This is a genomic window from Microbacterium sp. bgisy207, from assembly GCF_965345035.1.
Lineage (GTDB): Bacteria > Actinomycetota > Actinomycetes > Actinomycetales > Microbacteriaceae > Microbacterium.
On sequence record NZ_CBDRMG010000012.1, the window covers coordinates 26910 to 51338 of the forward strand.

23 protein-coding genes and 1 riboswitch are annotated in these 24429 nt (G+C 67.6%); of the genes, 17 read left to right on the forward strand and 6 right to left on the reverse strand.

Annotated elements, in window-relative coordinates; translation table 11 throughout:
- Window positions 1-89: 89 nt before the first annotated feature.
- Both ACSGC5_RS11920 and ACSGC5_RS11925 read right to left on the reverse strand, forming a co-directional pair.
- The gene (locus tag ACSGC5_RS11920) at window positions 90-1199 is read right to left on the reverse strand and encodes a BMP family lipoprotein (RefSeq protein ID WP_434970899.1); all 1110 of its coding nucleotides are present in this window, start codon (window positions 1197-1199) and stop codon (window positions 90-92) included.
- A 159-nt stretch (window positions 1200-1358) separates the two neighbouring features.
- A complete protein-coding gene (locus ACSGC5_RS11925; RefSeq protein ID WP_434970834.1) occupies window positions 1359-2474 on the reverse strand; it encodes a mannose-1-phosphate guanylyltransferase in 1116 nt (371 codons plus the stop codon).
- A gap of 232 nt (window positions 2475-2706) precedes the next feature.
- Between ACSGC5_RS11925 and sdhC the strand changes: the two genes are divergently transcribed.
- From sdhC to ACSGC5_RS11955, 6 genes are all read left to right on the forward strand, one after another.
- Entirely contained in the window at window positions 2707-3141 is a 435-nt protein-coding gene (gene sdhC / locus ACSGC5_RS11930) for a succinate dehydrogenase, cytochrome b556 subunit (protein ID WP_434970835.1), read from the forward strand.
- Window positions 3141-3599, forward strand: a complete 459-nt coding sequence (locus ACSGC5_RS11935) for a succinate dehydrogenase hydrophobic membrane anchor subunit (protein ID WP_434970837.1) — start codon at window positions 3141-3143, stop codon at window positions 3597-3599. The genes sdhC and ACSGC5_RS11935 overlap by 1 nt, the downstream gene beginning before the upstream one ends.
- 47 nt (window positions 3600-3646) lie before the next feature.
- On the forward strand, window positions 3647-5452 hold the full coding sequence (sdhA, locus tag ACSGC5_RS11940; RefSeq protein WP_434970838.1) for a succinate dehydrogenase flavoprotein subunit: 1806 nt from the start codon (window positions 3647-3649) through the stop codon (window positions 5450-5452).
- 2 nt (window positions 5453-5454) lie between these two features.
- Complete coding sequence (locus ACSGC5_RS11945; RefSeq protein WP_434970839.1) at window positions 5455-6249, forward strand: succinate dehydrogenase iron-sulfur subunit; 795 nt, start codon at window positions 5455-5457, stop codon at window positions 6247-6249.
- 179 nt (window positions 6250-6428) lie between these two features.
- Complete coding sequence (locus ACSGC5_RS11950) at window positions 6429-7643, forward strand: MFS transporter (RefSeq protein WP_434970840.1); 1215 nt, start codon at window positions 6429-6431, stop codon at window positions 7641-7643.
- A 9-nt stretch (window positions 7644-7652) separates the two neighbouring features.
- On the forward strand, window positions 7653-8882 hold the full coding sequence (locus tag ACSGC5_RS11955) for a YihY/virulence factor BrkB family protein (RefSeq protein WP_434970841.1): 1230 nt from the start codon (window positions 7653-7655) through the stop codon (window positions 8880-8882).
- A gap of 15 nt (window positions 8883-8897) precedes the next feature.
- Here the strand turns inward: ACSGC5_RS11955 and ACSGC5_RS11960 are convergent, their stop codons facing one another.
- Window positions 8898-9554, reverse strand: coding sequence for a DUF1345 domain-containing protein (locus ACSGC5_RS11960; RefSeq protein ID WP_434970842.1), 657 nt, complete (start codon window positions 9552-9554; stop codon window positions 8898-8900).
- Between the two features lie 87 nt (window positions 9555-9641).
- On the opposite strand from ACSGC5_RS11960, the gene ACSGC5_RS11965 reads away from it, so the two are divergent.
- Both ACSGC5_RS11965 and trpS read left to right on the forward strand, forming a co-directional pair.
- Window positions 9642-10490: an exodeoxyribonuclease III gene (locus ACSGC5_RS11965; protein ID WP_434970843.1), complete on the forward strand. Its 849-nt coding sequence runs from the start codon at window positions 9642-9644 to the stop codon at window positions 10488-10490.
- Window positions 10491-10533: 43 nt separating this feature from the next.
- Window positions 10534-11538 carry a tryptophan--tRNA ligase gene (trpS, locus tag ACSGC5_RS11970; RefSeq protein ID WP_434970844.1) on the forward strand — a complete coding sequence of 335 codons (1005 nt, stop codon included), beginning with the start codon at window positions 10534-10536 and terminating at the stop codon, window positions 11536-11538.
- A 37-nt stretch (window positions 11539-11575) separates the two neighbouring features.
- On the opposite strand, the gene ACSGC5_RS11975 is transcribed toward trpS, so the two are convergent.
- Window positions 11576-12352, reverse strand: coding sequence for an SDR family oxidoreductase (locus ACSGC5_RS11975; RefSeq protein ID WP_434970845.1), 777 nt, complete (start codon window positions 12350-12352; stop codon window positions 11576-11578).
- A 125-nt stretch (window positions 12353-12477) separates the two neighbouring features.
- Here ACSGC5_RS11975 and ACSGC5_RS11980 point away from each other — a divergent pair, with 125 nt between their 5' ends.
- Both ACSGC5_RS11980 and ACSGC5_RS11985 read left to right on the forward strand, forming a co-directional pair.
- A complete protein-coding gene (locus ACSGC5_RS11980; protein ID WP_434970846.1) occupies window positions 12478-13065 on the forward strand; it encodes a GNAT family N-acetyltransferase in 588 nt (195 codons plus the stop codon).
- Between the two features lie 12 nt (window positions 13066-13077).
- Window positions 13078-13953, forward strand: coding sequence for an Fpg/Nei family DNA glycosylase (locus ACSGC5_RS11985; protein WP_434970847.1), 876 nt, complete (start codon window positions 13078-13080; stop codon window positions 13951-13953).
- Between the two features lie 394 nt (window positions 13954-14347).
- Here ACSGC5_RS11985 and glpK read toward each other — a convergent pair whose 3' ends face one another.
- Both glpK and ACSGC5_RS11995 read right to left on the reverse strand, forming a co-directional pair.
- Entirely contained in the window at window positions 14348-15886 is a 1539-nt protein-coding gene (gene glpK / locus ACSGC5_RS11990) for a glycerol kinase GlpK (protein ID WP_434970848.1), read from the reverse strand.
- Between the two features lie 49 nt (window positions 15887-15935).
- Window positions 15936-17669, reverse strand: coding sequence for a glycerol-3-phosphate dehydrogenase/oxidase (locus ACSGC5_RS11995; RefSeq protein ID WP_434970849.1), 1734 nt, complete (start codon window positions 17667-17669; stop codon window positions 15936-15938).
- A gap of 102 nt (window positions 17670-17771) precedes the next feature.
- Between ACSGC5_RS11995 and ACSGC5_RS12000 the strand changes: the two genes are divergently transcribed.
- The 7 genes from ACSGC5_RS12000 to ACSGC5_RS12030 all read left to right on the forward strand — a co-directional run bounded on the left by ACSGC5_RS12000 (window position 17772) and on the right by ACSGC5_RS12030 (window position 24424).
- Window positions 17772-18740 (forward strand): sugar-binding transcriptional regulator, encoded by a 969-nt coding sequence (locus tag ACSGC5_RS12000; protein ID WP_434970850.1) that lies wholly within the window; start codon window positions 17772-17774, stop codon window positions 18738-18740.
- A gap of 53 nt (window positions 18741-18793) precedes the next feature.
- Window positions 18794-18953, forward strand: a riboswitch (FMN riboswitch).
- A gap of 86 nt (window positions 18954-19039) precedes the next feature.
- On the forward strand, window positions 19040-20119 hold the full coding sequence (ribD, locus tag ACSGC5_RS12005) for a bifunctional diaminohydroxyphosphoribosylaminopyrimidine deaminase/5-amino-6-(5-phosphoribosylamino)uracil reductase RibD (RefSeq protein WP_434970851.1): 1080 nt from the start codon (window positions 19040-19042) through the stop codon (window positions 20117-20119).
- Between the two features lie 13 nt (window positions 20120-20132).
- Window positions 20133-20777: a riboflavin synthase gene (locus ACSGC5_RS12010; protein ID WP_434970852.1), complete on the forward strand. Its 645-nt coding sequence runs from the start codon at window positions 20133-20135 to the stop codon at window positions 20775-20777.
- Window positions 20774-22057 (forward strand): GTP cyclohydrolase II, encoded by a 1284-nt coding sequence (gene ribA / locus ACSGC5_RS12015; protein ID WP_434970853.1) that lies wholly within the window; start codon window positions 20774-20776, stop codon window positions 22055-22057. The genes ACSGC5_RS12010 and ribA overlap by 4 nt, the downstream gene beginning before the upstream one ends.
- Window positions 22054-22527: a 6,7-dimethyl-8-ribityllumazine synthase gene (gene ribH / locus ACSGC5_RS12020; RefSeq protein WP_434970854.1), complete on the forward strand. Its 474-nt coding sequence runs from the start codon at window positions 22054-22056 to the stop codon at window positions 22525-22527. Before ribA ends, ribH begins: the two co-directional genes overlap by 4 nt.
- Before the next feature lie 42 nt (window positions 22528-22569).
- A complete protein-coding gene (locus tag ACSGC5_RS12025) occupies window positions 22570-22929 on the forward strand; it encodes a Fe-S protein (protein WP_434970855.1) in 360 nt (119 codons plus the stop codon).
- Between the two features lie 52 nt (window positions 22930-22981).
- Window positions 22982-24424 carry an MFS transporter gene (locus ACSGC5_RS12030; protein WP_434970856.1) on the forward strand — a complete coding sequence of 481 codons (1443 nt, stop codon included), beginning with the start codon at window positions 22982-22984 and terminating at the stop codon, window positions 24422-24424.
- Window positions 24425-24429 lie beyond the last annotated feature (5 nt).

Consider the following 24429-nt stretch of genomic DNA (forward strand, 5'->3'; position numbering starts at 1 on the left):
CGAATTGCGTGGTCGACGGGCGAGAGATGAGGGGTGTAACGACAGCGGCGGGGAGGCTGGACACCCAGCCTCCTCGCCGCGCGAGGGTATCAGCCCGCGAGGTAGGACTCGACCGGGATCGAGCCGTCGATGATGCCCGCGGCGATCTCGTCCAGCTCGGCCTGCAGGTCGGGCGAGACCTTGCTCTCGAAGTCGTGGAACGGAGCCAGGCCCACACCACCGTTCTCGAGCGTGCCGACGAACGGCGTTGCGTCGAACTCGCCGATGCCGGCGCCAAGGACAGCCTCCTCGACACCCACGTCGATCAGCTTGCGGATCGAGGTCAGCAGCAGGTCTGCCACGGTCGGGTCGGTCTCGTACACATCGGCGTCGACACCGATCAGGGCGATGTCGCGGCCCGAGTCACGAATGACGGACGCGGCGCTCTGGTAGATCGGGCCACCGACGGGCAGCAGCACGTCGACACCCTGGTCGACGATGCCCTGGGCGGCGTTGATCGCGTCCTGGTTGGCAACGAAGCCACCGGTGAACACACCGTCCTGAGCCTCGCGGTCCCAGCCGATGACCTCGACCGCAGCGCCGTTCTGCTCGTTGTAGTACTCGACGCCCTGGGCGAAGCCGTCCATGAAGATCGACACGGTCGGGAAGTTCATGCCACCGAAGGTGCCGACCTTGCCCGCGGTCGAGTACGACGCCGCGGCATAGCCGGCGAGGAACGCGGCCTGTGCGGTGTCGAAGATGATCGGCTTGATGTTGGGAGCGTCGGTCTCGCCATCGAAGTCGTTGTCCACGACGTCGTCGATCGACACGTACTCGATCTCGGGGTTGGCCAGGGCCGACTCACCGGCAGCCGACGCGAGCGCGAAGCCGACGGTGATGATCATCGAGCAGCCCTGGTCGACCAGGTTGGTGAGGTTCGGCGCGTAGTCGGACTCGGAGTCGGACTGCACGGTCAGGAACTCGACGCCCAGCTCGTTCGCGGCCCGCTCGAGGCCTTCGTAGCCGAGCTGGTTGAACGACTTGTCGTCGAATCCGCCGGCGTCGGAGACCATGCAGGGCAGGAAGCCTTCGACGACGTCGCCGCCGGCAGCGGCCGTGGTCTCCGTGTCAGTGGGGGCCGACGCGCAGCCGGCGAGAGCGACGAACATGCTCGCGGCGACGAGGCCGCCGAGCACGCGCTTACGGGTGGAAATGGTCAACTGTGCCTCCAGGTGAAGGGCCCGCCCAGACGGCGGGTGCATCAGGAGAATCTACCTACGCGCGCGCCTCGCCGCATGCCGGAACTGCCGCCGCGGGGCAATGGTTACAAACCCGCAATAGAGGCGTCATCCGCACGGCGTCGGCCTACCATCAGCCCCTCACAACACGTCGCCGCGTCCGCCGAGCTTGAGCGCGTCGACGACGCCCTTGACGCGCTGCGCGTGCGCGCTCGTGGTGACCAGCAGCGCATCGGGCGTGTCGACGACGACAATGTCCTGCACCCCGATGAGGGCGATGACTCTCGGGGTCTGAGACACCACGATGCCGCTGGAGGCATCCGAGAGGATCCGCGCGTTCTCGCCGAGGATGGCGAGGTCGTTCTTGCGTCCGTGGGAGTTCAGCTTGGCCAGACTGGCGAAGTCTCCGACGTCGTCCCAGTCGAAGTGGCCCGGGATGACGGCGAGTCGGCCCTTCTCTGCCGCGGGCTCTGCGACCGAGTAATCGATCGCGATCTTCGTCAGGCCGGGCCAGACCCGATCGACGACCGGTCCACGCCGGTCGCGATCGTCCCATGCGTCGGCCAGCTCCATCAGGCCGGCGTGCAGTTCCGGGTTGTTCGCCTCGATCTCGGCGAGCAGCACGTCCGCGCGCGAGATGAACATGCCGGCGTTCCACAGATACGACCGGTCGGCGAAGTAGGAGCGCGCCGTCTCGAGGTCAGGCTTTTCGACGAAGCGCTCGACAGTGGCAGCTTCAGGTGCGCCGTCCACGATGAGTTCGTCGGCCTTCTTGATGTAGCCGAAACCGATCGACGGTTCCGACGGCTGGATGCCGATCGTGCAGATGTAGCCCTGCCGGGCAACGGCGACGGCCTGACGAACGGCCCATTGGAAGAGGTGGGGAACGCGGATGACGTGATCAGCCGCGAACGATCCGACGATGACGTCCGGCTCACGACGCACCAGCACCGCCGCAGCCAGACCGATAGCCGCCGTCGAATCGCGGGGCTCGGACTCCAGGAAGACGTTGCGGTCAGGCACCCCGGGCAGTTGCGCTTCGACGGCAGCGCGGTGGGCCCGGCCCGTGACCACCGCGATGCGCTCGCTTCCGGCGAGCGGCTCAAGCCGGTCCCAGGTGTCGCGCAGCAGCGAATGCCCCGACCCCGTGAGGTCGTGCAGGAACTTCGGGGCGTCGGCACGCGAGAGCGGCCAGAGCCTGCTGCCGATGCCGCCCGCCGGAATGACGGCGTAGAAGTCGGGGATCACCTCGGACATGGCCCCAGGCTACCCGGCGCGCCTTTCCGGCATGTGTCCGAGCGGTGACGCCCGCGGCGCGTCCGCACTCCGGACCGCCGACCGCACCCCCGCCGAAATAAGGGTCCCCTAAGAGCCGAGCGCCCGCGCGGCACAATAGGATGGGATCCGCGCCCGAGTGACGCCGAGGAACCTGCGGGTTCCCGTTGGGGCATCGACCGCCCCGCTCGTGTTCGATCCAGGGAGGACGTCCGTGTCTGCACCAGCACGCGTCACACCGTCGGTATCCGAAACCACCTCCAGGACCCCTCGAGGAACGCTGTATCGCGGCCACGAGGGCATGTGGTCGTGGGTTCTGCATCGCATCACCGGCGTCGCCATCTTCTTCTTCCTTCTGGTCCATATCCTGGACACCGCCCTCATCCGCGTCTCGCCCGAGGCGTACAACGCGGTGATCGGCACCTACAAGAACCCGATCATGGGGATCGGCGAGGTCCTGCTCGTCGGCGCGATCGCCTACCACGCCTACAACGGCCTGCGGATCATCGTCGTGGACTTCTGGTCCAAGGGCGCCCGGTACCAGCGCCAGCTCTGGTGGATCGTGATCGGCCTGTGGGCGGTCACGATGATCGGGTTCACACCGCGCCACCTCATCAATGTCTTCAGCCCGATGGGAGGCGGTCACTGATGAGCGCACCCTCGATCGCCGAACCCCGCACGTCGTACACCGCGCCGCGTCGCCGTGGCGTGAACCTTGAGAAGTGGGGCTGGATCTACATGCGGGCATCCGGCGTGGTGCTCGTCGTGCTCATCTTCGGGCACCTGTTCGTGAACCTGATGGTCGGTGACGGCATCCACGCGATCGACTTCGCGTTCGTGGCCGGCAAGCTCACCAACCCCTTCTGGCAGTGGTGGGACGTGCTGATGCTGTGGCTCGCCCTCATCCACGGCGCCAATGGGATGCGGACCATCACGAACGACTACGTCACCCACGCCACCGCCCGCAAGGTGCTCGTCGCGGCGATCTGGGTGACGGCGGGACTCCTCATCCTGTTGGGCACGCTGGTCGTGTTCACCTTCGACCCGTGCCTCGGCTTCGACCCGGCCACCGCCTCGGACACGATCATCGGCCTCTGCGCCGCGTAATCGCAGCGCAGACCATCGACAGCACTGACATCGAAAGCACAGCACCCGTGACTACTCAGAGCGCCGAGAGCGTCGTCAAGGACGGCGTTCATTACCACCAGTTCGACATCGTGATCGTCGGCGCCGGAGGCGCTGGCATGCGCGCCGCCATCGAGGCAGGACCCGGCGCGAAGACCGCGGTCATCACGAAGCTCTACCCGACGCGTTCGCACACCGGCGCAGCCCAGGGCGGCATGGCGGCCGCGCTTGCGAACGTCGAAGAGGACTCGTGGGAGTGGCACACCTTCGACACCGTCAAGGGCGGCGACTACCTCGTCGACCAGGATGCCGCGGAGATCCTCGCGAAGGAAGCCATCGACGCGGTCATCGACCTCGAGAACATGGGCCTGCCCTTCAACCGCACACCCGACGGGAAGATCGACCAGCGCCGATTCGGCGGGCACACCGCCGACCACGGCAAGAGCCCCGTGCGTCGTGCCTGCTACGCGGCAGACCGCACGGGACACATGATCCTGCAGACGCTGTTCCAGAACTGCGTCAAGCTCGGCATCAACTTCTTCAACGAGTTCTACGTGCTCGACCTCATCACGGTGAAGGATGCCGACGGCAAGACCCAGATCGCCGGCGTCGTGGCCTACGAGCTGGCCACCGGCGACCTGCACGTGTTCCAGTCCAAGGCGGTGATCTTCGCCACCGGCGGGTTCGGGAAGATCTACAAGACGACCTCCAACGCCCATACCCTCACCGGTGACGGTGTCGGAATCGTCTGGCGCAAGGGCCTCCCCCTGGAGGACATGGAGTTCTTCCAGTTCCACCCGACCGGGCTCGCGGGCCTGGGCATCCTGCTGACCGAGGGCGCCCGCGGCGAGGGCGCCATCCTGCGCAACGCGAGCGGGGAACGCTTCATGGAGCGCTACGCCCCCACGATCAAGGACCTCGCTCCGCGTGACATCGTGAGCCGCTGCATGCAGCAGGAGGTCGCGGAGGGTCGCGGCGCCGGACCGCACCGCGACTACGTGCTCCTGGACTGCACGCACCTGGGCGCGGAGGTCCTCGAGACCAAGCTCCCCGACATCACCGAGTTCGCTCGGACCTATCTGGGTGTCGACCCCGTTGTCGAGCCTGTCCCGGTCATGCCGACGGCGCACTATGCGATGGGTGGCATCCCCACCAACATCAAGGCCGAAGTGCTCGCCGACAACGAGACCGTCGTCCCGGGTCTGTACGCCGCCGGCGAGTGCGCCTGTGTGTCGGTGCACGGATCCAACCGCCTCGGCACCAACTCGCTCCTGGACATCAACGTCTTCGGGAAGCGCGCGGGCCGCTACGCGGTCGAATACGTCAAGACCGCCGAGTTCGTCGACCTTCCCGAGGACCCCGCTGCGGGCGTGCGCGAGATGATCGAGGGCCTGCGGAACAACCCCGGTCAGGAACGCATCGCCGTGCTGCGCAAGAAGCTGCAGGACGAGATGGACAAGGGCGCCCAGGTGTTCCGCACCGAGGAGTCCCTGAAGCACGTCCTCGGCGTCATCGAGGAACTGCGTGCGCGGTACCGCAACATCCACGTCGATGACAAGGGCAAGCGCTTCAACACCGACCTGCTCGAGGCCGTCGAACTCGGATTCCTCCTCGACATTGCCGAGGTCGTCGTCGTGGCCGCCCGCAACCGTCTGGAAAGCCGCGGAGGTCACATGCGCGATGACTACCCGCAGCGCGACGACGAGAACTACATGCAGCACACGATGGCCTACCTGACGGGCGACCCGCACTCGTCGGTCGCGGATGACCACATCCGGCTCGACTGGAAGCCCGTCGTGATCACCCGCTACCAGCCGATGGAGAGGAAGTACTGACGATGAGCGCGACGCTTGTCTCCACGGATGCCGCCACCGACGCGCAGGGCGACATCGAGCAGTCCCCCGAGCCCACCGGCATTCAGTCGTTCCTGGTGACGTTCATCATCCGCCGGTTCGACCCTGAGGTCGACGCGGAGCCTCGCTGGGTCGACTACGACGTCGAGCTCTATTCGACCGACCGCGTGCTGGACGCTTTGCACAAGATCAAGTGGGAGGTCGACGGATCGCTGAGCTTCCGGCGCTCGTGCGCCCACGGCATCTGCGGCTCCGACGCCATGCGGATCAACGGCCGCAATCGCCTCGCGTGCAAGACGCTCATCAAGGACCTCGACATCTCCAAGCCGATCTATGTCGAGGCGATCAAGGGTCTGCCCCTGGAGAAGGACCTCATCGTCGACATGGAGCCGTTCTTCGCCTCCTACCGCGACGTGCAGCCCTTCCTGATCTCAAACTCCGCCCCCGAGCCGGGCAAGGAACGCATCCAGTCGATCGCGAACCGCGAGATCTTCGACGACACCACCAAGTGCATCCTGTGCGCAGCGTGCACCTCGTCGTGCCCGGTGTTCTGGACCGACGGCCAGTACTTCGGTCCTGCGGCGATCGTCAACGCGCACCGTTTCATCTTCGACTCGCGCGATGACGCCGCCGGCGTCCGCCTGAACATCCTCAACGACAAGGAGGGCGTGTGGCGCTGCCGCACGACCTTCAACTGCACCGAGGCATGCCCGCGCGGGATCGAGGTCACGAAGGCGATCGCTGAGGTCAAGCAGGCGGTGCTTCGCGGCAGAGCCTGATCCGAGCCGCACCAGCGGCGCGGGAGAGCCTGATCCGAGCCGCACCAGCGGCGCGGCAAGCCTTGAGCCGGGCCGCACCAGCGGCGCGGCAAGCTTTGATGCCCACGCAGGGCGTCGAGCCGCGTTGAGCATCTGAGATTCTTCTCGGCCACCAGGGCTCTGCTCGCTACTCTGGCCGAATGAGCACGCCAGAGGCGCCACTCACCGTCGGCGCTGCGCGATCGACATCCACGCGCGTCGCCGTGTTCGCCGCGTACGCGGCTCAGGGACTCGGATACGCCGTGGTCGTCACCTCCCTCCCCGCGCTCAAGGAGCGCCAGGGAGTCGATGACACTGTCGTCACGCTGATCGTTCTGGGTGTTGCGATCGCTGCCGCCGGTGGTTCCGTGCTCGCCAACGCCCTCGCTGTGCGATTCGGAAGCCGCACCGCACTCGTTGTGGGCCTCCTCCTTCAGGCAGCCGCCCTCCCCGCGATCGCGCTCCCGACCCCGTTCCCCCTCTTCGCCTCGCTCTTCGCGGTCTACGGCATCGGCCTCGGCTGCGTGGATGCCGCAACCGCGATGCAGGGCGTCATCGTGCAGCGCGCACACGGCAGACCCCTCCTCGGCGGCTTCTTCTCGGCCTACACCGCTGCCGCGATCGCGGGAGCCCTCCTCGTGTCTGCCATCGCGGCCTCGCCCTTCGCTGCGGGCGTGGCGATCGGGACGGCTGGCGTTGCGATCCTCGTCGTCGCTGTGGTCGGCATCCGTCTGTTCGCTCGCGAAGTGCCGATCGATAGGGCGCTTCCCGCGGCGGAGCGCGCTCGGCTCCCCCGGGCGGGCATCTGGGCATTCGGTTTCGTCATTCTGGCCGTGTTCGTCGTCGATTCGGCAGTGAGCACCTGGAGCACGGTCTATCTGCAAGATGACCTCGGCGCTCTCCCTGGGCTCGCCCCTCTCGGGTATGCCGCCTACCAGGTGTGCGTCCTCATCACCCGCCTCGCGACCGACCGGCTCCTCGGAGTCATGAGCAGGAGGCGCCTCGTCGCAGGCGCCATCGTCGTGTCGGTGGTCGGCGTTGTGGCAGTCGCGATTCTGCCGTTCGAGATCGCCGCAATCGCCGGCTTCGCACTGGCGGGGGCGGCGACCGGCATCCTCATCCCCGTGACCTTCGGCGCGGCGGGCGAGCTCGCCCCCGCCCACTCCGATCAGGTGATTGCACGGGTCAACATCTTCAACTACGCGGGGGCGATCCTCGGCGCCGTCATCGTCGGCCTGCTCGCCGACGGTCCGGGGCTTGCACTCGCGTTCCTCATCCCCGCGGCGGTACTCGCAGCATCCCTGTCGGTGGTCGGCTGGTTCCGCACGGATTCGCGCAGCACGGTCGAGACGGATGCCGCGTCTGATGCTCGATAGCCTGAGAACGTGAGTTCGCCCGACCGCAATCGCCGCGAGACCGCTCGCGCGGCACAGCAGCAGGAAGAGACCCTGCGTGCGCGGTGGGAAGAGACTCAGGAGCGTCTGCTCACACGATTCGAAGAGCCGATCTCGTTTGCGACGCGGGTCACCAAACGGACGCTGGCATGGTTTCCGGTTCGGGTCTGGCGTCACTTCCTGATCGCCAATGGTTTTCTCCTCGCCGCGGGAGTGAGCTATCAGGCACTGTTCGCGATCTTCGCCGCCGTATACGTCGCCTTCGCCCTCGCAGGGCTCTGGCTCGGCGGCAGCGAAGAGGCCATCCAGAACCTCATCGAGCTCATCAACCGATACATCCCGGGACTGATCGACAAGGACGGGCCGATCACCCCGGATGCCGTGGCGGAGATCGCCACCAACTCGGCGAGTCTGTTCGGGATCACGGGTGCGATAGCTCTCGTCACCTTGATCTGGACCGCGATCGGCTGGGTGACGTTCTCGCGGCGCGCTGTCCGCGAGATCTTCGTACTGCCCCCTGACCGGCGCCCCTACCTGCTGCTCAAGAGCGGCGACCTTCTGGCGGCGGCACTGTTCGGCATCCTGCTGCTGGTTGGTGGCGCCCTCGGCGCCGCAGGCACATGGGCGCTGGACATCGTCTTCTCATTCCTCGGGCTCGACACCGATTCGGTCTGGTTCTCGATCGGCGTGCGCACCGCGACCCTTCTCATCTCCTTCGCCATCAACGCCGCAGCGCTGGCGGCGCTCTACCGGTTCCTCACCGGAACGAACCTGCGCTGGCGCACCATCTGGCCCGGAGCCCTGCTAGCCGGAGCCGCTGTCACGGTGCTCCAGCTCGGCGCCGGATGGCTGCTCAGTTACACGCCGACGAACGCCCTGCTCGCGACCTTCGCGATCTTCGTCGGCCTGCTGCTGTGGTTTCGGCTCATCGGCATCATCATGCTCGTCGGTGCGTCCTGGATCGCCATCTCAGCCCGCGACGAGAACATCCCGCTGCTCGAGAAGACCGAGGCAGAGCAGCTGGCCGAGGAACACGCGGCGCTGCTGCTCGCCGCCCAGGTGCGGCTGCGCACCGCCCAGGAAGCGCAAGACGCCGCGCCATGGCATGCGCGATGGGCAGCGGCCCGCAACGTGCGCCGTGCCGAAGAGGAGCTGCACGAAGTGGAGGCATCAGCGCCGCCCGCGTTGCGCAGCCCCAGCTCGCTCGACGGCGTGATCTAGGCCGCCCCGCGCCGGTCAGGACCCGAACGTGGTCAACCGGCTCAGCGCGAACACGATGATCGCACCGTTGAAGAAGAACGAAATGACCGAGTGCAGCGTCATCAGCCACCGGATGCGTGACGAGTGGGTCTCGACATCCGACACGGCGAACGTCGTGCCGATCGTGAAGGCGAGATAGGTGAAGTCGACGATCGACGGTTCTGGAGTCTTCGGGAATCGCAGCGGTGGTTCTTCGGCCGTGCGATAGCGGTACATGTACCACTGTGCGAACCCCCAGTGCAGCAGACCCCACGAGAGCACCATCGCCCAGACTCCGATAAGGCGGAAGACGATCCCGTAGTCGGATCCGTCGTCGTAGACAACGACCGTGAATGCCGCCACGACGCCTATGAAACTCGGGAGAATCGTGACGGCCGCGACCACGACGCTCACCCACCAGTTCCTTTCGATCGCCACGGTGCTGGGTGCCGGTGCGTTTCGTCGCGCCAGGATGCCGAGCACGACCATCGCCCCCAGCGCATACGCCGAGCCGGCGAGACACCAGACCAGGAGTGCTTCGATCGAATCGTCACCGATCACGACGACACCGGTCGCGGCAACGGCGAGTTGGATGATCCAGCCGGTCACGAAGACGGCAGCACGCCAGGCGCGGCTGAGCGGCGGTCGTGGCACTGTCGCCTCACAATCGGATGCCGGTCTGCGGGTGCTCAGAGCGTAGCGCGGGGCAGCGTGTCGGTGACGACGCCTAGGCTGAAGCGCGTGCCACGAACCATCCGCATCGCCTCCGTCAACGTCAACGGCATCCGCGCCGCGACCCGAAAGGGAATGCTCGAGTGGATCGAGGAGGCAGACGTCGACATCATGGCCCTGCAGGAGGTCCGCGCAAACGAGGAACAGCTGACCGCGGCGCTGCCCGGGTGGCGGATCGTGCACCACGAGTCGCTCCAGAAGGGCCGATCGGGTGTCGCAGTGGCAAGCCGGAAGGATGCGGGGGCAGTCCGCACCGTGCTGGGCCCCGAGCCTCTCGACCAGTCGGGGAGGTGGATCGAGGCAGACTTCGATATCGACGGCGAGACCCTGACGGTGGTGAGCGCCTATGTCCACTCCGGCGAGGACGGTACCCCGAAGCAGGACGCCAAGTACGCGTTCCTGGACGCGATGCAGGCACGCCTCCCCCAGCTGGCCGCGCACTCCCCGCTCGCCGTGGTGATGGGCGATATGAATGTCGGTCACCGCCAGCTCGACATCCGCAACTGGAAGGGCAACCTGAAGAAAGCCGGGTTCCTCCCCCGCGAGCGCGCATACTTCGACCGCATCCTCGCCCCCGAGGGCGCCGAGATCGAGTGCATCGACGGAACCACCGGTATCGGGCTCGGGTGGGTGGATGTCGGACGACGCTTCGCCGGCGAGGTCGACGGACCGTACTCCTGGTGGTCCAACCGCGGACAAGCCTTCGACAACGACACCGGATGGCGCATCGACTACCACCTCGCCACCGCTCCGCTGGCCGAGAGGGTAACGGCATACCGGATCGATAGAGCACCGTCGTGGGACACGCGCTGGAGCGATCATGCGCCGGTCGTGGTCGACTACACGATCGGTCGCTGACCGGGCCGGCGGCGCTCACCACGAGGCGCCCTAGGATTGACGGGTGACCAAGCCCCGCCTGTACTCCGGAATGCAGCCGTCCGCCGACTCCCTCCAGGTCGGAAACTACATCGGGGCGCTCATGCAGTGGCGGGAACTGCAGCTGTCGTATGACGCGTTCTTCTCCGTCGTCGACCTGCATGCCTTGACACAGCCGAACGATCCGGCCGAACTGCGCGAGAAGACCCGGCGCACCGCGGCCCAGTACATCGCGGCGGGCATCGAGCCGTCCAAGTCGACGCTGTACGTGCAGTCGCACGTGTCCGCGCACGCCGAACTCGCGTGGGTCCTGTCGACCCTCACCGGCTTCGGCGAGGCGGGTCGGATGACCCAGTTCAAAGACAAGTCGCAGCGGTACGGGCAGGATGCCACATCCGTGGGCCTGTTCACCTACCCGGTGCTCATGGCGGCCGACATCCTGCTGTACCAGACCGACATCGTGCCCGTCGGTGACGACCAGAAGCAGCACGTCGAGCTCACGCGCGACCTCGCTGAGCGCTTCAACGGTCGGTACGGCACGACCTTCCGCGTTCCGATGCCCGTCATCCAGCAAGACACCGCCCGGATCTACGATCTGCAGAACCCGACAGCGAAGATGTCGAAGTCGGCGGAGTCGGATGCCGGCGTGCTGTGGCTTCTGGATGAGCCCGCCAAGAGCGCCAAGAAGGTCATGCGCGCCGTCACCGACAGCGAGGGCTCGGTGCGATACGACCGCGAGAACAAGCCCGGCGTCTCGAACCTGCTCGTGATCTATGCTGCCCTCACCGGTCGGCAGATCCCCTCGATCGAAGACGAGTACGCGGGCCGCGGCTACGGCGACTTCAAGAAGGGTCTCGCCGACGTCGTCGTGAGTGAGTTCGAGCCGGTCCGGGCCCGAGCGCTCGAGCTGCTCGATGACCCGGCCGAACTCGACCGCGTCCTGGCCTCGAACGCCGCGCGCGCTGAGTCCGTCGCACGCTCGACCCTCGGCGACGTCTACGACCGGATCGGGCTGCTGCGCCGCGCCTGAGCAGCCCGCAGCGCAGCGATCACCAGACCGTCACCCCTCACCACACACTCTCGCCGCGGATCACGACGTCGCTTCCTCCGTCGACGAAGACCACCTGGCCGCACAGGTGCGAGTTCTCTGGCCCTGCCAGCCACGCGAGAAGCCGGGCAACGACAATCGGTTCTGCGAAGCCGTTGAGCGGCATGGGAACCGCCTGCTCGATCATGGAGCGACCCTCGTCGGTCTCCATGAGCGGAGCGACCATCGGCGTGAGGATGACGCCAGGAGCAACAGCGTTCAGCGGGATGCCTGCGCCGGCCCATTCCGGCAGCGCGGCGTGGCGACGAATCCATCGCGCGAAGCCGACCTTCGTCGAGCTGTAGATGAGGTTGCCTGTCTGGGCGTCGGCGGCAAGCTCAGCTGCGCGAGCGAGCGCCGCGGGTTCGTCCCCCGCGAGCTCCAGATCGACAAGCCGCGTGTCCGACGGCTGCAGACTTGCCATCGAGGAGACTCCGACGGCTCGGGGCGCATCGGACTCCCGCAGCAAAGGACGCAGACCCTCGAGCGTTGCGACCATCCCGAAGTAGTTGACTCCAACAGTCGCGGGCGCGGGTATGGCAAGCCCAGCGATCGCGAGGATGCCATCGATTCTGCCGCCGGACAGACGATCCACCTCGACGACCAGCCGTTCCCTGCCTTCGGTTGTCGTCAGGTCGACCTCGACATCGCTGTCGTGCAGGTCCACGCCGATCACCCTGTCCCCGCGCTCGACGAGCAGATCCGCTGTCGCCTTGCCGATACCAGAGGCGGCACCCGTCACAACGTACGTACGCATCTCGGAGTCCTTTCTCCCTCACGCCGGGGCGCGGAGCGCTCCGTAACGCTATGGCTCTGACGCTACGTGTGCTGAGCCCGAGCCGCGAGAGGCGAAGGTCCCGAGAAGCCGCTTAGGGTGGGGCGATGGATGTCGTCGTGCTGCGCACCGAGCGCTGCGAGCTCTCGCCACCGACCGACGCCGACGTGGATGAGATCTTCGAGGCGTGCCAGGATCCGGCGATCCAGCGTTACACCACCGTCCCCTCTCCCTATCTTCGCGAGCACGCCGAACAGTTCATTCCGCGCGTCGAGCGGCACTGGGCCGAGGGCCGCGAGGCGACGTGGGGCATCCGTCATGAGGGGCGCCTCGCGGGGATGATCGGGCTGTACCGCCGGGACCCGGAGGCGGCAGAGCTGGGGTTCTGGATGTCGCCCTGGGCGCGTCGGCGACATCTGCTGACCGAAGCAGGCGCCGTCGTCGTCGACTTCGGGTTCGAGCGTGCCGGGATGTCACTGTCACGCATCGAGTGGCGTGCTGTCGTGGGGAACACCGGTTCCGCGCGGGTCGCCCGCGCCCTAGGGTTCCGCTACGAAGGCATGCTGCGGCAGGCGCTGGCGGGTCCATCGCACCGGGACGATGCGTGGATCGCAGGGCTCCTCCCCGGCGACGATCGCAGCCCTGTTGCCTGGCCAGTCCTCGATGGGGGCCTGCCGCCACTGGTCACCCCGTGACAGGATGTCGCCATGCCCGAGATGCCGGAAGTGCAGGGACTGGTCGACTACCTTGCTGGCCGCTTGCCCGGACTCACCATCACCCGCGCCACGGTCGCGAACATCGCAGCACTCAAGACGTATGATCCACCGCTGGATTCGCTGGTCGATACGACCGTGATGTCGGTCTCACGCCACGGCAAGTTCGTCGACATCGAGACGCAGACGGATACCTCACCCCCACTGCACCTCGTCTTCCACCTCGCGAAGGCGGGATGGCTCCGCTGGTACGACCGGCTGCCAAGCACGATCATCCGACCCGGAAAGACCCCGATCGCGCTGCGCGTCGGCTTCTCGGATGGCTCCGGATTCGACCTCACCGAAGCGGGCACGAAGAAGTCGCTGGCCGTCTACGCCGTGCGACACCCCACAGAAGTGCCCGGCATCGAACGGCTCGGCCCCGATCCCCTGGACCCGGGATTCGACCGTGACGCTCTCGCCGCGCTCCTGAGGGGCCGCCGCACCCAGATCAAGGGCGTCCTGCGCGATCAGTCGATCATCGCCGGCATCGGCAATGCCTACTCCGACGAGATCCTGCACGCGGCACGGATGTCGCCCTATGCTCTGGCAGCGAACCTGACCGACGCCGATATCGACACCCTTTTCACCGCGATGCAGCACACCCTCGCCGAGGCGATCGCGGAGGCATCCGGCAAGCCGCCAGCAGACCTCAAGGATGCCAAGCGCCGCGGGATGCGCGTACACGGACGTCGCGGCGAGTCATGCCCGGTGTGCGGCGACGAGGTGCGCAGCGTCTTCTTCGCCGACAACTCCCTCGAGTACTGCCCGACGTGCCAGACCGGCGGCAAGCTCCTCGCCGATCGCCGCCTCTCCCGCCTGCTGAAGTAGCGCGGGCGCAAGACGCGCCCTACGCAGGGGCTACGCGAACTGCCCGGACCGGGGCTGGCGGGAGCCGGCGCCCGGCATACCAGTCCGCCCCCTGGCCTACGCAGGAGCGAAGCGAACTGCCCAGCGCGGGGCTGGCACCGGGTCTGGCGGGAGCCGGCGCAGCCGGCGAGGGCATGTCCCCGCCCTGGGCAGTTCGCGTAGCGGCCCACGCAGCACAGGCGCAGCGGCCGCACGCGGCGCAGCGGTCTTGGCGACATGCTACGCAGGAGCGAAGCGAACTGCCCAGCGCGGGGCTGGCACCGGGTCTGGCGGGAGCCGGCGCAGCCGGCGAGGGCATGTCCCCGCGCTGGGCAGTTCGCGTAGCGGCCCCACGCGGCGGCCCCGCGCGAACGAGCTAGTCGCCGAGCGTATCCATGAGCGTCCGAGCGTCGTCGTCCACCCAGTCAAGGGACTTCGTGACGGCCTTCTTCCACAGCCGATACCGGCGAGCGCGTTCCTCGTCCGACATCGCCGGTTCGAACCGGCGATCGACCTGCCAGTGCTCGCGCAACTCGTCCAGCCCCGACCAGACACCGACCGCGAGACCCGCAGCGTAGGCTGCGCCAAGAGCCGTCGTTTCGACGACGCGCGGGCGCACGACCGGGATGCCGAGGATGTCAGCCTGGAACTGCATGAGCAGGTCGTTCTTGGTCATCCCCCCGTCGACGCGGAGTTCCGAGAGGTCGCGGCCGGCGTCCCCGACGACCGCCTCGATCACGTCACGGGTCTGAAACGCCGTCGATTCGAGAGCGGCACGAGCGATGTGCGCGCGTGTGACGTACCGGGTAAGGCCCACGATCGCGCCGCGCGCGTCGGGCCGCCAGTATGGGGCGAACAGGCCTGAGAAGGCGGGCACGAAGTAGGCGCCACCCGCGTTCTCGACGGTCATCGCGAGGGTCTCGACGTCCTGCGCGCGATCGATGATGCCGAGGTTGTCACGCAGCCACTGCACGAGCGATCCGGTGACGGCGATCGACCCCTCGAGCGCGTAGTGAGCCGGCGCATCGCCGAGCCGATACGCGACGGTGGTGATGAGTCCGTGACGAGACCGGACGATCTCAGTCCCGGTTCCCACCAGCAAGAAGTTGCCGGTGCCGTACGTGTTCTTGGAGTCCCCCACGCCGAAGGCAGCCTGCCCGAAGGTGGCGGCCTGCTGGTCGCCGAGGATGCCGGCGATCGGTAGTTCGCGGGCGGTGCCCGGAAGTGCGAGCTCTCCCACGACATCCGACGACGATCGGATCTCGGGCATCATCGAGCGCGGGATGTTCCACAGCGCGAGCATCTCGTCCGACCAGTCCAGCGTCTGCAGGTCCATGAGCAGCGTGCGGCTCGCGTTGGTGACATCGGTCACGTGCGCCCCGCCGCTGGTGCCGCCGGTGAGGTTCCAGACCACCCACGAATCGGGCGTGCCGAACAGCAGATGGCCGGCTTCGGCATCCGCCCGCGCCCCCGGCACGTGATCGAGGATCCACGCGACCTTGGATGCCGAGAAGTAGGTGGCAAGCGGCAGACCCGTCACCTCGGTGACGCGGTCTCCGGCGCCGTCACGGGTAAGGGCATCCAGACGCGGCTGCGTACGCGTGTCCTGCCACACGATCGCGTTGAAGATGGGTTGGCCGGTGCGGCGGTCCCACACGATCGCGGTCTCGCGCTGGTTCGTGACACCTGCAGCGGCGATACCGGATGCCTGCAGGTGAGCCTTGCCGAGGACGGCGGAGATCACCCACTCGGTGTTGGTCCAGATCTCCATCGGGTCGTGTTCGACCCACCCTGCCCGCGGAAAGATCTGCTCGTGCTCCCGCTGGGCCGTTGCAACCACGGTGCCGGCACGATCGAAAACGATCGCCCGCGTCGAGGTGGTGCCTTGGTCAATGGCCAGGACGTGTTCGGCCACGATGCCTCCCGAAGTGATGAACGCCTCCAGACGATGGATGTCGCGCCGCTCAGGCTACCGGTGCAGGCACCGGTAGCCACGTCGGATCGGCGGCGTGGACAGCGGCAAGGCCCGCAGCGACCTCCGCCGCGATGTCCTGCTTGTCCCACCCGAGCACGGGGGCGACGGCCTCGGCGATCTCGGCGACGACCTCGGGCGTCGCCTCGCCACGGAACGCGATGCTCGTGCGGCGCAGGAGCAGGTCAGCGAGGTGTACGACATCCTCTGCGCCCGCCAGGTAGCGCAGCTCGCCCGTGCTGTAGGAGGGGAGGGCGCTGAGCGGCCGGTCCTCGGCATCCTCGTCGACGAACGCGATGATCTCGCGAGCGGTCGTTCCGTACCGTTCCAGGAGAGCGGCAGCGGCATCCTTGGAGAGCCCGCGACGATTCTCGGCCACCCACTGATGCCGTGCCCGCTCGGTGATCGGGTACCCGGCTCCGCCACCGATCGCGCGGCCATGGGTCGTGACGACTCGGGGTCGAGCGAGCAACGCGAGGGCGTCATCGGTGAGGTGGGCGGCGGAGGCACGGAAAGTCGTCCATTTGCCGCCGACGAGGCTGATCACCATCGTGTCCGCCGACCCGGGGAGGCGCTCTGTCTCGAGGCGGTAGTCGCGGGAGACGAAGCCGGGAGCGAGGTCGCCGTGACCGGGCAGCGGACGTACGCCCGAGAAGCGGTAGACGATCTGCGAGCGGTCGACCGTGATGTCGGGGAAGACGTGCCCGATGAGGTCGATGAAGTAGTCGACCTCGGGCTCGGTGCACACTGCGGGCTCCGCCATGTCGTGCTCAAGGTCGGTGGTGCCGACGAGGACGCGTCCCTTGAGCGGGTAGATGAGGACGATGCGACCGTCGCGGTGTTCGAAGAAGATCTCGCGCCCAGCCGTCGCGGCCAGCAGCTCGGGGTTGTCGAGGACGATGTGCGAACCCTTGGTTCCGCCCATGAAGCTGGTCGGGGCGCCGAGTGCGCGGTTGGTGAGGTCGGTCCACGGCCCGGATGCGTTGATCACGACCGCCGCGCGGAAGCCGAACTCGGTGCCTGTCTCGGTGTCGCGAAGAGTGATCGCGCCATCCGCTGCCCCCACGACTTCGACGTAGTTCGCGGCACGGGCACGGTCTGCCCCGGCGGCGCGTCCGTCACGCAGCAGATCGAGCGCGAGGCGCTCAGGATCTTGCACCGATGCGTCCCAGTAGGTCGCTGTGTACTTGACGGTCTCGTTCATCGCGGGAAGAGCGCGCAGTGATGCGGTGCGTCCGCGGAAGGTGTGGCGGGGAACGCGGCCACCACCGCGCGAGAACGAGTCGTAGATCGTGAGACCGATCTTGATCAGCGCGGCGCCGCGCTCGACGTGCTTTCCCGCGCCGTGACGCAGGAAGCGCAGGGGCGCCGAAAACACCCCAGAGAACGTGGAGAAGATCGGGATCGTGGTCTGCAGCGGTCGCACGTAATGGGGAGCGGTGGCCAGCAGGTCATTGCGCTCGGTGACCGCCTCGTGGACGAGACGGAACTCCCCGTTTTCGAGGTACCGAACGCCACCGTGGATCATGTGCGAGGACGCTGCGGATGCACCGCTGACGAAGTCACCGCGTTCGACGAGCGCGACATCCACGCCTTGGAGCGCGAGGTCTCGAAATGTCGCGAGCCCGTTGACCCCACCGCCGACGATGAGAACGTCGGCCTGCGGCCGATCGCTCAACTGGGTGACGGTGCCTCGTTCGACGGTGTCTCGTTCGACGGCGCTCATCGATTCGTGTCCTTCCTCGCTCGGGGACTTCCCGCGTGTTCCCCATCGTCCCACGGTTGATCGAAGTTGCAGACCCAATGCACATACGTGCACACTGTCTGCGTGACCGACGACTCGACCCACCTGCGACGGGCACTGACTGCCGCCCATCTCTACTACGTCCAGCTGCGCACCATGGACGCCATCGCCGCCGAACTGGGAACGTCCCGCTCGACGGTGTCGCGGCTGCTGTCGTTCGCCCGCGCCGAGGGCATCGTCGAGGTGCGCGTGCGTTCACCCCTTGATGCCCCCGGACTCGTCGAGACGCAGCTGCGGCGCCAGTTCGGGGTGCACGCACAGGTCATTCCCGTGCCCGAGTCGGTGAGCGATCTCGAGCGTCTCGACCGCGTCGCGCAGGGGGCAGCACAGCTGCTCGACGAGCTGATCGTCTCGGATCTGGTCGTCGGCATCGCCTGGGGATCGACGCTTGCGGCGGTAGCGCGCCGCCTGACTCCTAAGCGCGTGCACGGCACGACGTTTGTACAGCTGAACGGCTCGGGGAACGTCAAGACGTCCGGCATCACGTATGCGAGCGAACTGCTCAGCAGATTCAGCACCGCGTACGGCGGGGATGCCGAGCAGTTCCCTGTCCCCGCGTTCTTCGACGACCCCGAGACGCGACGCGCGCTCTGGCGAGAGCGCAGCACGCGACGCATCCTCGACATCCAGAGTCGCATGGGTCTCGTGCTGTTCAGCGTGGGAGCATTCCGGGCCGAGGTTCCCAGCCGCGTCCACGCCGGCGACTACCTCGAACCCGCCGACCTCGAGCAACTGAAGGCGGAGCGTGTGGTCGGCGACGTCGCAACGGTGTTCTATCGGGCGAACGGCTCGACCGAGGGGATCGCGTTGAATGACCGCGGATCGGGCCCGTCCTTCGATCTGCTTCGCGCAGTACCGCGGCGCTGCTGCATCGTGACCGGTGAGGCCAAGATCCCGAGCCTGCGCGGCGCGCTGGCCGCGGGCCTGATCACGGATCTGGTCATCGACGAACGCACCGCTCGCGCCATGGTCGACGGGCGCGAGGCGGCGTAACGGAACGGGAATGAACGCGCACGCACCGCGTTGACTACACTCGAGAGCAATGAACGTGCTCCGGGGTCGGTGAGAATCCGAACCGGCGGTGACAGTCCGCGACCCGCTGCATCCGTGTTCGAGAGAACGCCGCAGCGGTTGATCCGGTGAAATTCCGGAACCGACGGTGATGCGATGCGAAAGCGTCGTCAGTCCGGATGGGAGGCAGCACAGGTGACGCCGCGGCGTCGCCGCCTTCCCTGCCCCGGCGTACCCGACCGGAGTGGGCAGTGAGTCACAGCGCAAGCGAGACAGCCGCGATGAAACGCGCGCTGAGCGCCGCCCTGCGCGGTCCGCGGGGGGTGAACCCCCAGGTCGGGGCCGTCATCCTGTCCCCCGGCGGCGAGGTTCTCGCCGAGGGCTGGCACCGCGGCGTCGGAACAGCCCACGCCGAGGTCGACGCGATCTCGCAGTTGTCTTCCGACCAGCTCCGCGGCGCCACAGCCGTTGTCACCCTCGAACCCTGCAACCACACCGGCCGTACCGGCCCGTGCGCACAGGCTCTCATCGATGCCGGCGTCGCGCGGGTGATCTACGCGGTCGATGACCCCGGCGCCGTCTCGGGCGGCGGCGCCGAACGTCTCGCCGCAGCCGGTGTCACGGTCGAAGCCGGCCTGATGCGGGACGAAGGCACCGAACTGCTCGAGACCTGGCTGACCGTGCAGCGGCTGGGCAGACCCCACGTCACGGTGAAGTGGGCGCAGAGCATCGATGGTCGTGCCGCTGCCGCCGACGGGACGAGCATGTGGATCACCGGCCCTGAGGCACGCGCGGACGTGCACCGGCGGCGATCGGATGCCGATGCCATCGTGGTCGGCATCGGCACAGTGCTGGCCGATGACCCGGCGCTGACCGCTCGGGGCCCCGCGGGGCAGCCGCTGTCGCAGCAGCCTCTGCCGGTCGTCCTCGGCCGGCGCCCGGTTCCGGATGCCGCGCAGGTGCGCCGGCACCCCAGGACCCTCATCCAGCGGCAGGGAACCGACCTCACGGTGGTGTTGAACGAGCTGCGGGATCTCGGCATCCAGCGCGTGTTCGTGGAGGGCGGGCCGACGGTTGCGGCATCCTTCCTGCGCGCCGGACTGGTCGACGAGGTGCTGGCGTATGTGGCGCCGGTTCTGATCGGCTCCGGCCCGGACGGCGACCGGCCGGCCGTGACCGACATCGGCGTCACGACCCTCGCCGAGGCTCACCGGCTCGAACTGACCGCGCTCGAGCGGCTCGGTGATGACGTGTTGCTTGTCGCGCGCCCCCGCGCATCCGCCGAGCACACCCAATCCCCTTCCGTCGCCACCGGCGACCCCCACCTCACCGCCGACAACGCTGACGCGTCGCCCGTGTAGTCAGGAGCCCCCCATGTTCACAGGACTCGTTGAAGAGATCGGCCGTGTTACCGCCGTCGAGCCGTCGGGCGACGGCATCCGGTTGACGATTCACGCGCCGCGGTCCGTGTCGGATGCCGCACACGGCGATTCCATCGCCGTCAGCGGGGTGTGTCTGACGGTCGTCGCCCGCGACGGCGACGGATTCACGGCCGACGTCATGCGCCAAACCCTCGACATGTCGACCCTCGCGGATGTCTCGGTCGATCGCCTCGTCAACCTCGAACGCGCTACCGCCGCCGGCGGGCGCCTGGGCGGACATATCGTGCAGGGGCACATCGACGGCACGGGGACCGTCGTCGAGGTTCGACCCGGCGACCAGTGGCGGGTCATCCGCGTCGCGATCCCCCGGCACCTGGCGCCGCTGGTCGTCGACAAGGGATCGATCGCGATGGACGGCGTGTCCTTGACCGTCAGCGCCGTGAGCGAACCCGCCGCCACCGAGCCCTGGTTCGAGGTCTCGCTCATCCCCGAAACCCTCGAGGCGACCACTTTCGACGCTCTCGAGCCGGGCGCGCCCGTCAACCTCGAAACCGACATCCTCGCCCGTCACGTTCAGCGCCTGCTGGCGTTCCCCCCGGCGGCTGCGGCCGCCCCGACCGAAGGAGGCTCGCAGTGAGCCTTGCCCCCATCACCGAAGCGCTCGACGCGCTGCGCGCCGGACGACCGATCATCGTCGCCGACGACGAGAACCGCGAGAACGAGGGCGACGTCGTGCTGTCAGCACAGCTCGCGACCCCCGAGGCCGTGGCGTGGACGATCCGCTGGTCAAGCGGACTGCTGTGCGCGCCGATGCCCGCCGAGTGGGCCGACCGTCTCGACCTTCCGCCGATGGTCGCTGTCAACGAGGATGCGCGCGGCACCGCCTACACCGTGACGGTGGACGCCGCGGACCGCGACTCGACCGGCATCAGCGCGAGCGACCGTGCACACACACTGAATGTCCTCGCCGACCCCGCTTCCACTCCTACGAGCGTCATCCGCCCCGGTCACGTGCTCCCGCTGCGCGCCGTCGAGGGCGGCGTACGGGAGCGAGCGGGACACACCGAGGCAGCGGTCGAGCTCATGCGGCTGGCGGGTCTGCAGCCGGTCGGAGCGATCGCAGAGGTCGTCGCCGAAGACGGCTCGATGATGCGGATGCCGGGGCTGTTGGAGCTCGGTGCGCGCGATGGCGTGCCGGTCATCACGATCGAACAGCTCATCGCACACCTGGACGAGCACGAGCCTCGAGACGCTGCCCCGCGCGACGTGCACCATCGCCGAGTGAGTCTTCGTGCAGAAGCGTCCGTGCCGACGGCCCACGGGGTGTTCCGCTTCCTGGCGTACAAGGATCGGATCACGGGCACCGACCACATCGCGGTCGTCGCCGGCGACCTGACCGAGGACGCGCCGCTGGTGCGGGTGCATTCGGAGTGTCTCACCGGAGAGGCGTTCGGTTCGCTGAAGTGCGAATGCGGCCCGCAGTTGGACGCCGCGCTCGACGCGATCGCGCAGCACGGCGGCGTGGTCATCTACATGCGCGGACACGAGGGACGCGGAATCGGCCTGATCAACAAGCTCCGCGCCTACAGCCTCCAGGAGCGCGGGCTCGACACCGTCGATGCCAACCTCGCTCTCGGGCTGCCCGCCGATGCCCGGGACTATGCTGCTGCAGCCGGCATCCTGGGAGACCTGGGCATCGAACGGATGCGGCTCCTGACCAACAACGGCGACAAAGTCGCGCAGTTGCGAGAGCTCGGGCTCGACATCGTCGAACAGGTGCCGCTGCTGGTGGGGGTCGGCCCCAACAACCACCAGTACCTTGCCACCAAGGCCGAGCGCATGGGCCACACCATCGCGCTCGACGACCTGGATCGGGCCCTCGGAGTAGGCGTAGCAACGGAGAGGACCGACGCATGAGCGGCAAGGGCTCACCCGAGCGGGAGAGGATCGACGGCTCGGAGCTGAACGTCGTCGTCGTCGCAGGACAGTGGCACGAGACGATCGCCAACGGACTGCTCGACGGCGCCCGTCGCGCGATCGAGGCCGCCGGTGCGCAGTACCGTGTCGTGAGCGTGCCGGGCTCGTTCGAGCTCCCGGTCGTGGCGAAGGCGGCACTCGAGGCCGGCGCGGACGCCGTCGTCGCCCTCGGGGTGATCATCCGCGGCGGGACTCCGCACTTCGAGTTCGTCTCGTCGGCGGCCACCGACGGCCTGACCCGCGTGGCGTTGGACACGGGAAAGCCCGTCGGGTTCGGTGTGCTCACCCTTGACGACGAAGCGCAGGGCCTGGACCGCGCCGGCCTTCCCGGGTCGTCGGAGGACAAGGGGTTCGAGGCCGCGGATGCCGCCCTGCGGACAGCTCTCGCCCTTCGCAGCCTTCGAGCCTGATCGACCCTCCACCTTCAGCCACCCATAAGGTACGCTGACGACATGGAGATTCTTCGTCACGTCGTCCTTCTCGTCCACCTCTCGGGCTTCGCGATCCTGTTCGGCGCGTGGGTTGTCGAGGCGGTGCGCCGTACCGGGGCTGTGACGGCGGTCATGAACTGGGGACTGCTGATCGCAGCGGTCGCAGGCCTCGCGTTGGCAGCGCCGTGGGGGGTGCCCGAAGGGGTCGAGTTCAACTATGCGAAGATCGGCACGAAGCTCGTCATCCTGCTCATCATCGGGGCCCTCTTGGGCATCGGGTCCGCCCGCACCAAGCGGAACGGCTCGGCACCTGCCGGTGTATTCTGGGCGGTCGGCATTCTGACCTTCGCGAACGCGGCCATCGCCACACTCTGGCGCTAGGCGGCGCCGGAGGCACAGGCGCCGCTCTCGTCCGCCGCGTCGACAGGCCCGCATGACCTCCGCACCCGCTGCTCTTCCCGCGCCCGCCAATCCGCGAAGCCGTGTCATCACGGCAAGCCTTGTCGGCACGACGATCGAGTTCTACGACTTTTACGTCTATGCAACGGCGGCGGTACTCGTCTTCCCCGCCCTGTTCTTCCCGACGGGGAACGAGACGACGTCGCTGTTGGCATCCTTCGCGGTCTTCGGCGCCGCGATGGTCGCCCGGCCACTGGGCGCCGTCGTCTTCGGTCACTTCGGCGACCGGTTCGGCCGCAAGGCGACCCTGGTCACGTCGCTGCTCACGATGGGGATCGCGACCTTCGTGATCGGCTTGCTCCCCACCGTGAACGAGATCGGCGTGTGGGCTGCGGTGTTCCTGCTCGTGCTGCGCCTCGCGCAGGGGTTCGCGCTCGGCGGTGAGTGGTCAGGGGCCGCGCTCGTGGCCACCGAGAACGCGCCGGCGGGCAAACGCGCGTGGTACGGCACGTTCCCGCAGCTGGGAGCTCCGATCGGCTTCATCATCGCCAACGGCATCTTCCTGGCGATCAACTTTGCTCTCCCCCACCCGGATGGCACCGCTCAGGCCTCGGACGCGTTCCTGGCCTGGGGATGGCGCATCCCGTTCCTGTTCTCGGCGGTCATGGTGATCGTCGGCCTGTGGGTGCGTCTGCGCCTGGTCGAGTCCGACTCGTTCACGCGGGCCGAGAAGAAGGGGACGCTCCGAAAGTTCCCGCTCGGGCTCGCGCTGCGTCGCTACTGGTGGCAGCTGATCCTCGGCACCTTCATCATGCTGGCCACCTACGTGCTGTTCTATCTGATGACGAGCTTCACGCTCTCGTACGGCACGAAGGCGACAACGGATGCCGCGCAGGCCGCCGCGGAGGCAGCCGGGACTCCCTTCGACCCGGCCACCTATGTTCCGGGCCTCGGTTTCGGGTACACCGACTTCGTGTTGATGCAGATCATCGGCGTCGTCTTCTTCGGGATCTTCACGCTGCTGTCGGGACCCGTAGCCGACGCGATCGGCAGGCGGCGCCTGCTGCTGTGGGTGACGGCGGCGATCATCGTGTTCGGCTTCACGTTCACCGTGTTCCTGCTCCCCCAGGCCGATCCGAAGTTCACGGGCGCGCTCGTGCAGGCGTTCCTCGTGTTCGGGTTCGTGCTCATGGGATCGACATTCGGCCCGATGGGTGCGGTGCTGCCCGAACTGTTCCCCACGGAGGTCCGCTATACCGGCTCTGCCATCTCGTACAACGTCTCGTCGATCCTGGGCGCGGCACTTGCTCCCCTGGTCGCCGTCGCGCTGTGGGCAGCCGCCGACGGGAGTCCCTGGCTCGTGGGCGTCTATCTCTCGGTGATGGCCGCGCTCACCTTCATCGCCCTGCTCTTGTCCCCCGAGACAAAGGACGTGGACTACGACGAGATCGGGGCGGGCGAGACCGTCTCGCTCTAATGCGA

What these genes read in the sequence shown, in the direction of transcription:
- ACSGC5_RS11985 (WP_434970847.1), top strand. Translation starts at nt 13,078, where the DNA reads ATGCCCGAGATGCCGGAAGTGCAGGGACTGGTCGACTACCTTGCTGGC.
- ACSGC5_RS12025 (WP_434970855.1), top strand. Translation starts at nt 22,570, where the DNA reads ATGGAGATTCTTCGTCACGTCGTCCTTCTCGTCCACCTCTCGGGCTTC.
- ACSGC5_RS11975 (WP_434970845.1), bottom strand. Translation starts at nt 12,352, where the DNA reads ATGCGTACGTACGTTGTGACGGGTGCCGCCTCTGGTATCGGCAAGGCG.
- ACSGC5_RS12010 (WP_434970852.1), top strand. Translation starts at nt 20,133, where the DNA reads ATGTTCACAGGACTCGTTGAAGAGATCGGCCGTGTTACCGCCGTCGAG.
- ACSGC5_RS11925 (WP_434970834.1), bottom strand. Translation starts at nt 2,474, where the DNA reads ATGTCCGAGGTGATCCCCGACTTCTACGCCGTCATTCCGGCGGGCGGC.
- ACSGC5_RS11995 (WP_434970849.1), bottom strand. Translation starts at nt 17,669, where the DNA reads ATGAGCGCCGTCGAACGAGACACCGTCGAACGAGGCACCGTCACCCAG.
- ACSGC5_RS11950 (WP_434970840.1), top strand. Translation starts at nt 6,429, where the DNA reads ATGAGCACGCCAGAGGCGCCACTCACCGTCGGCGCTGCGCGATCGACA.
- ACSGC5_RS11945 (WP_434970839.1), top strand. Translation starts at nt 5,455, where the DNA reads ATGAGCGCGACGCTTGTCTCCACGGATGCCGCCACCGACGCGCAGGGC.
- ribD (WP_434970851.1), top strand. Translation starts at nt 19,040, where the DNA reads ATGAAACGCGCGCTGAGCGCCGCCCTGCGCGGTCCGCGGGGGGTGAAC.
- ACSGC5_RS12030 (WP_434970856.1), top strand. Translation starts at nt 22,982, where the DNA reads ATGACCTCCGCACCCGCTGCTCTTCCCGCGCCCGCCAATCCGCGAAGC.
- ACSGC5_RS11980 (WP_434970846.1), top strand. Translation starts at nt 12,478, where the DNA reads ATGGATGTCGTCGTGCTGCGCACCGAGCGCTGCGAGCTCTCGCCACCG.
- ribH (WP_434970854.1), top strand. Translation starts at nt 22,054, where the DNA reads ATGAGCGGCAAGGGCTCACCCGAGCGGGAGAGGATCGACGGCTCGGAG.
- ACSGC5_RS11935 (WP_434970837.1), top strand. Translation starts at nt 3,141, where the DNA reads ATGAGCGCACCCTCGATCGCCGAACCCCGCACGTCGTACACCGCGCCG.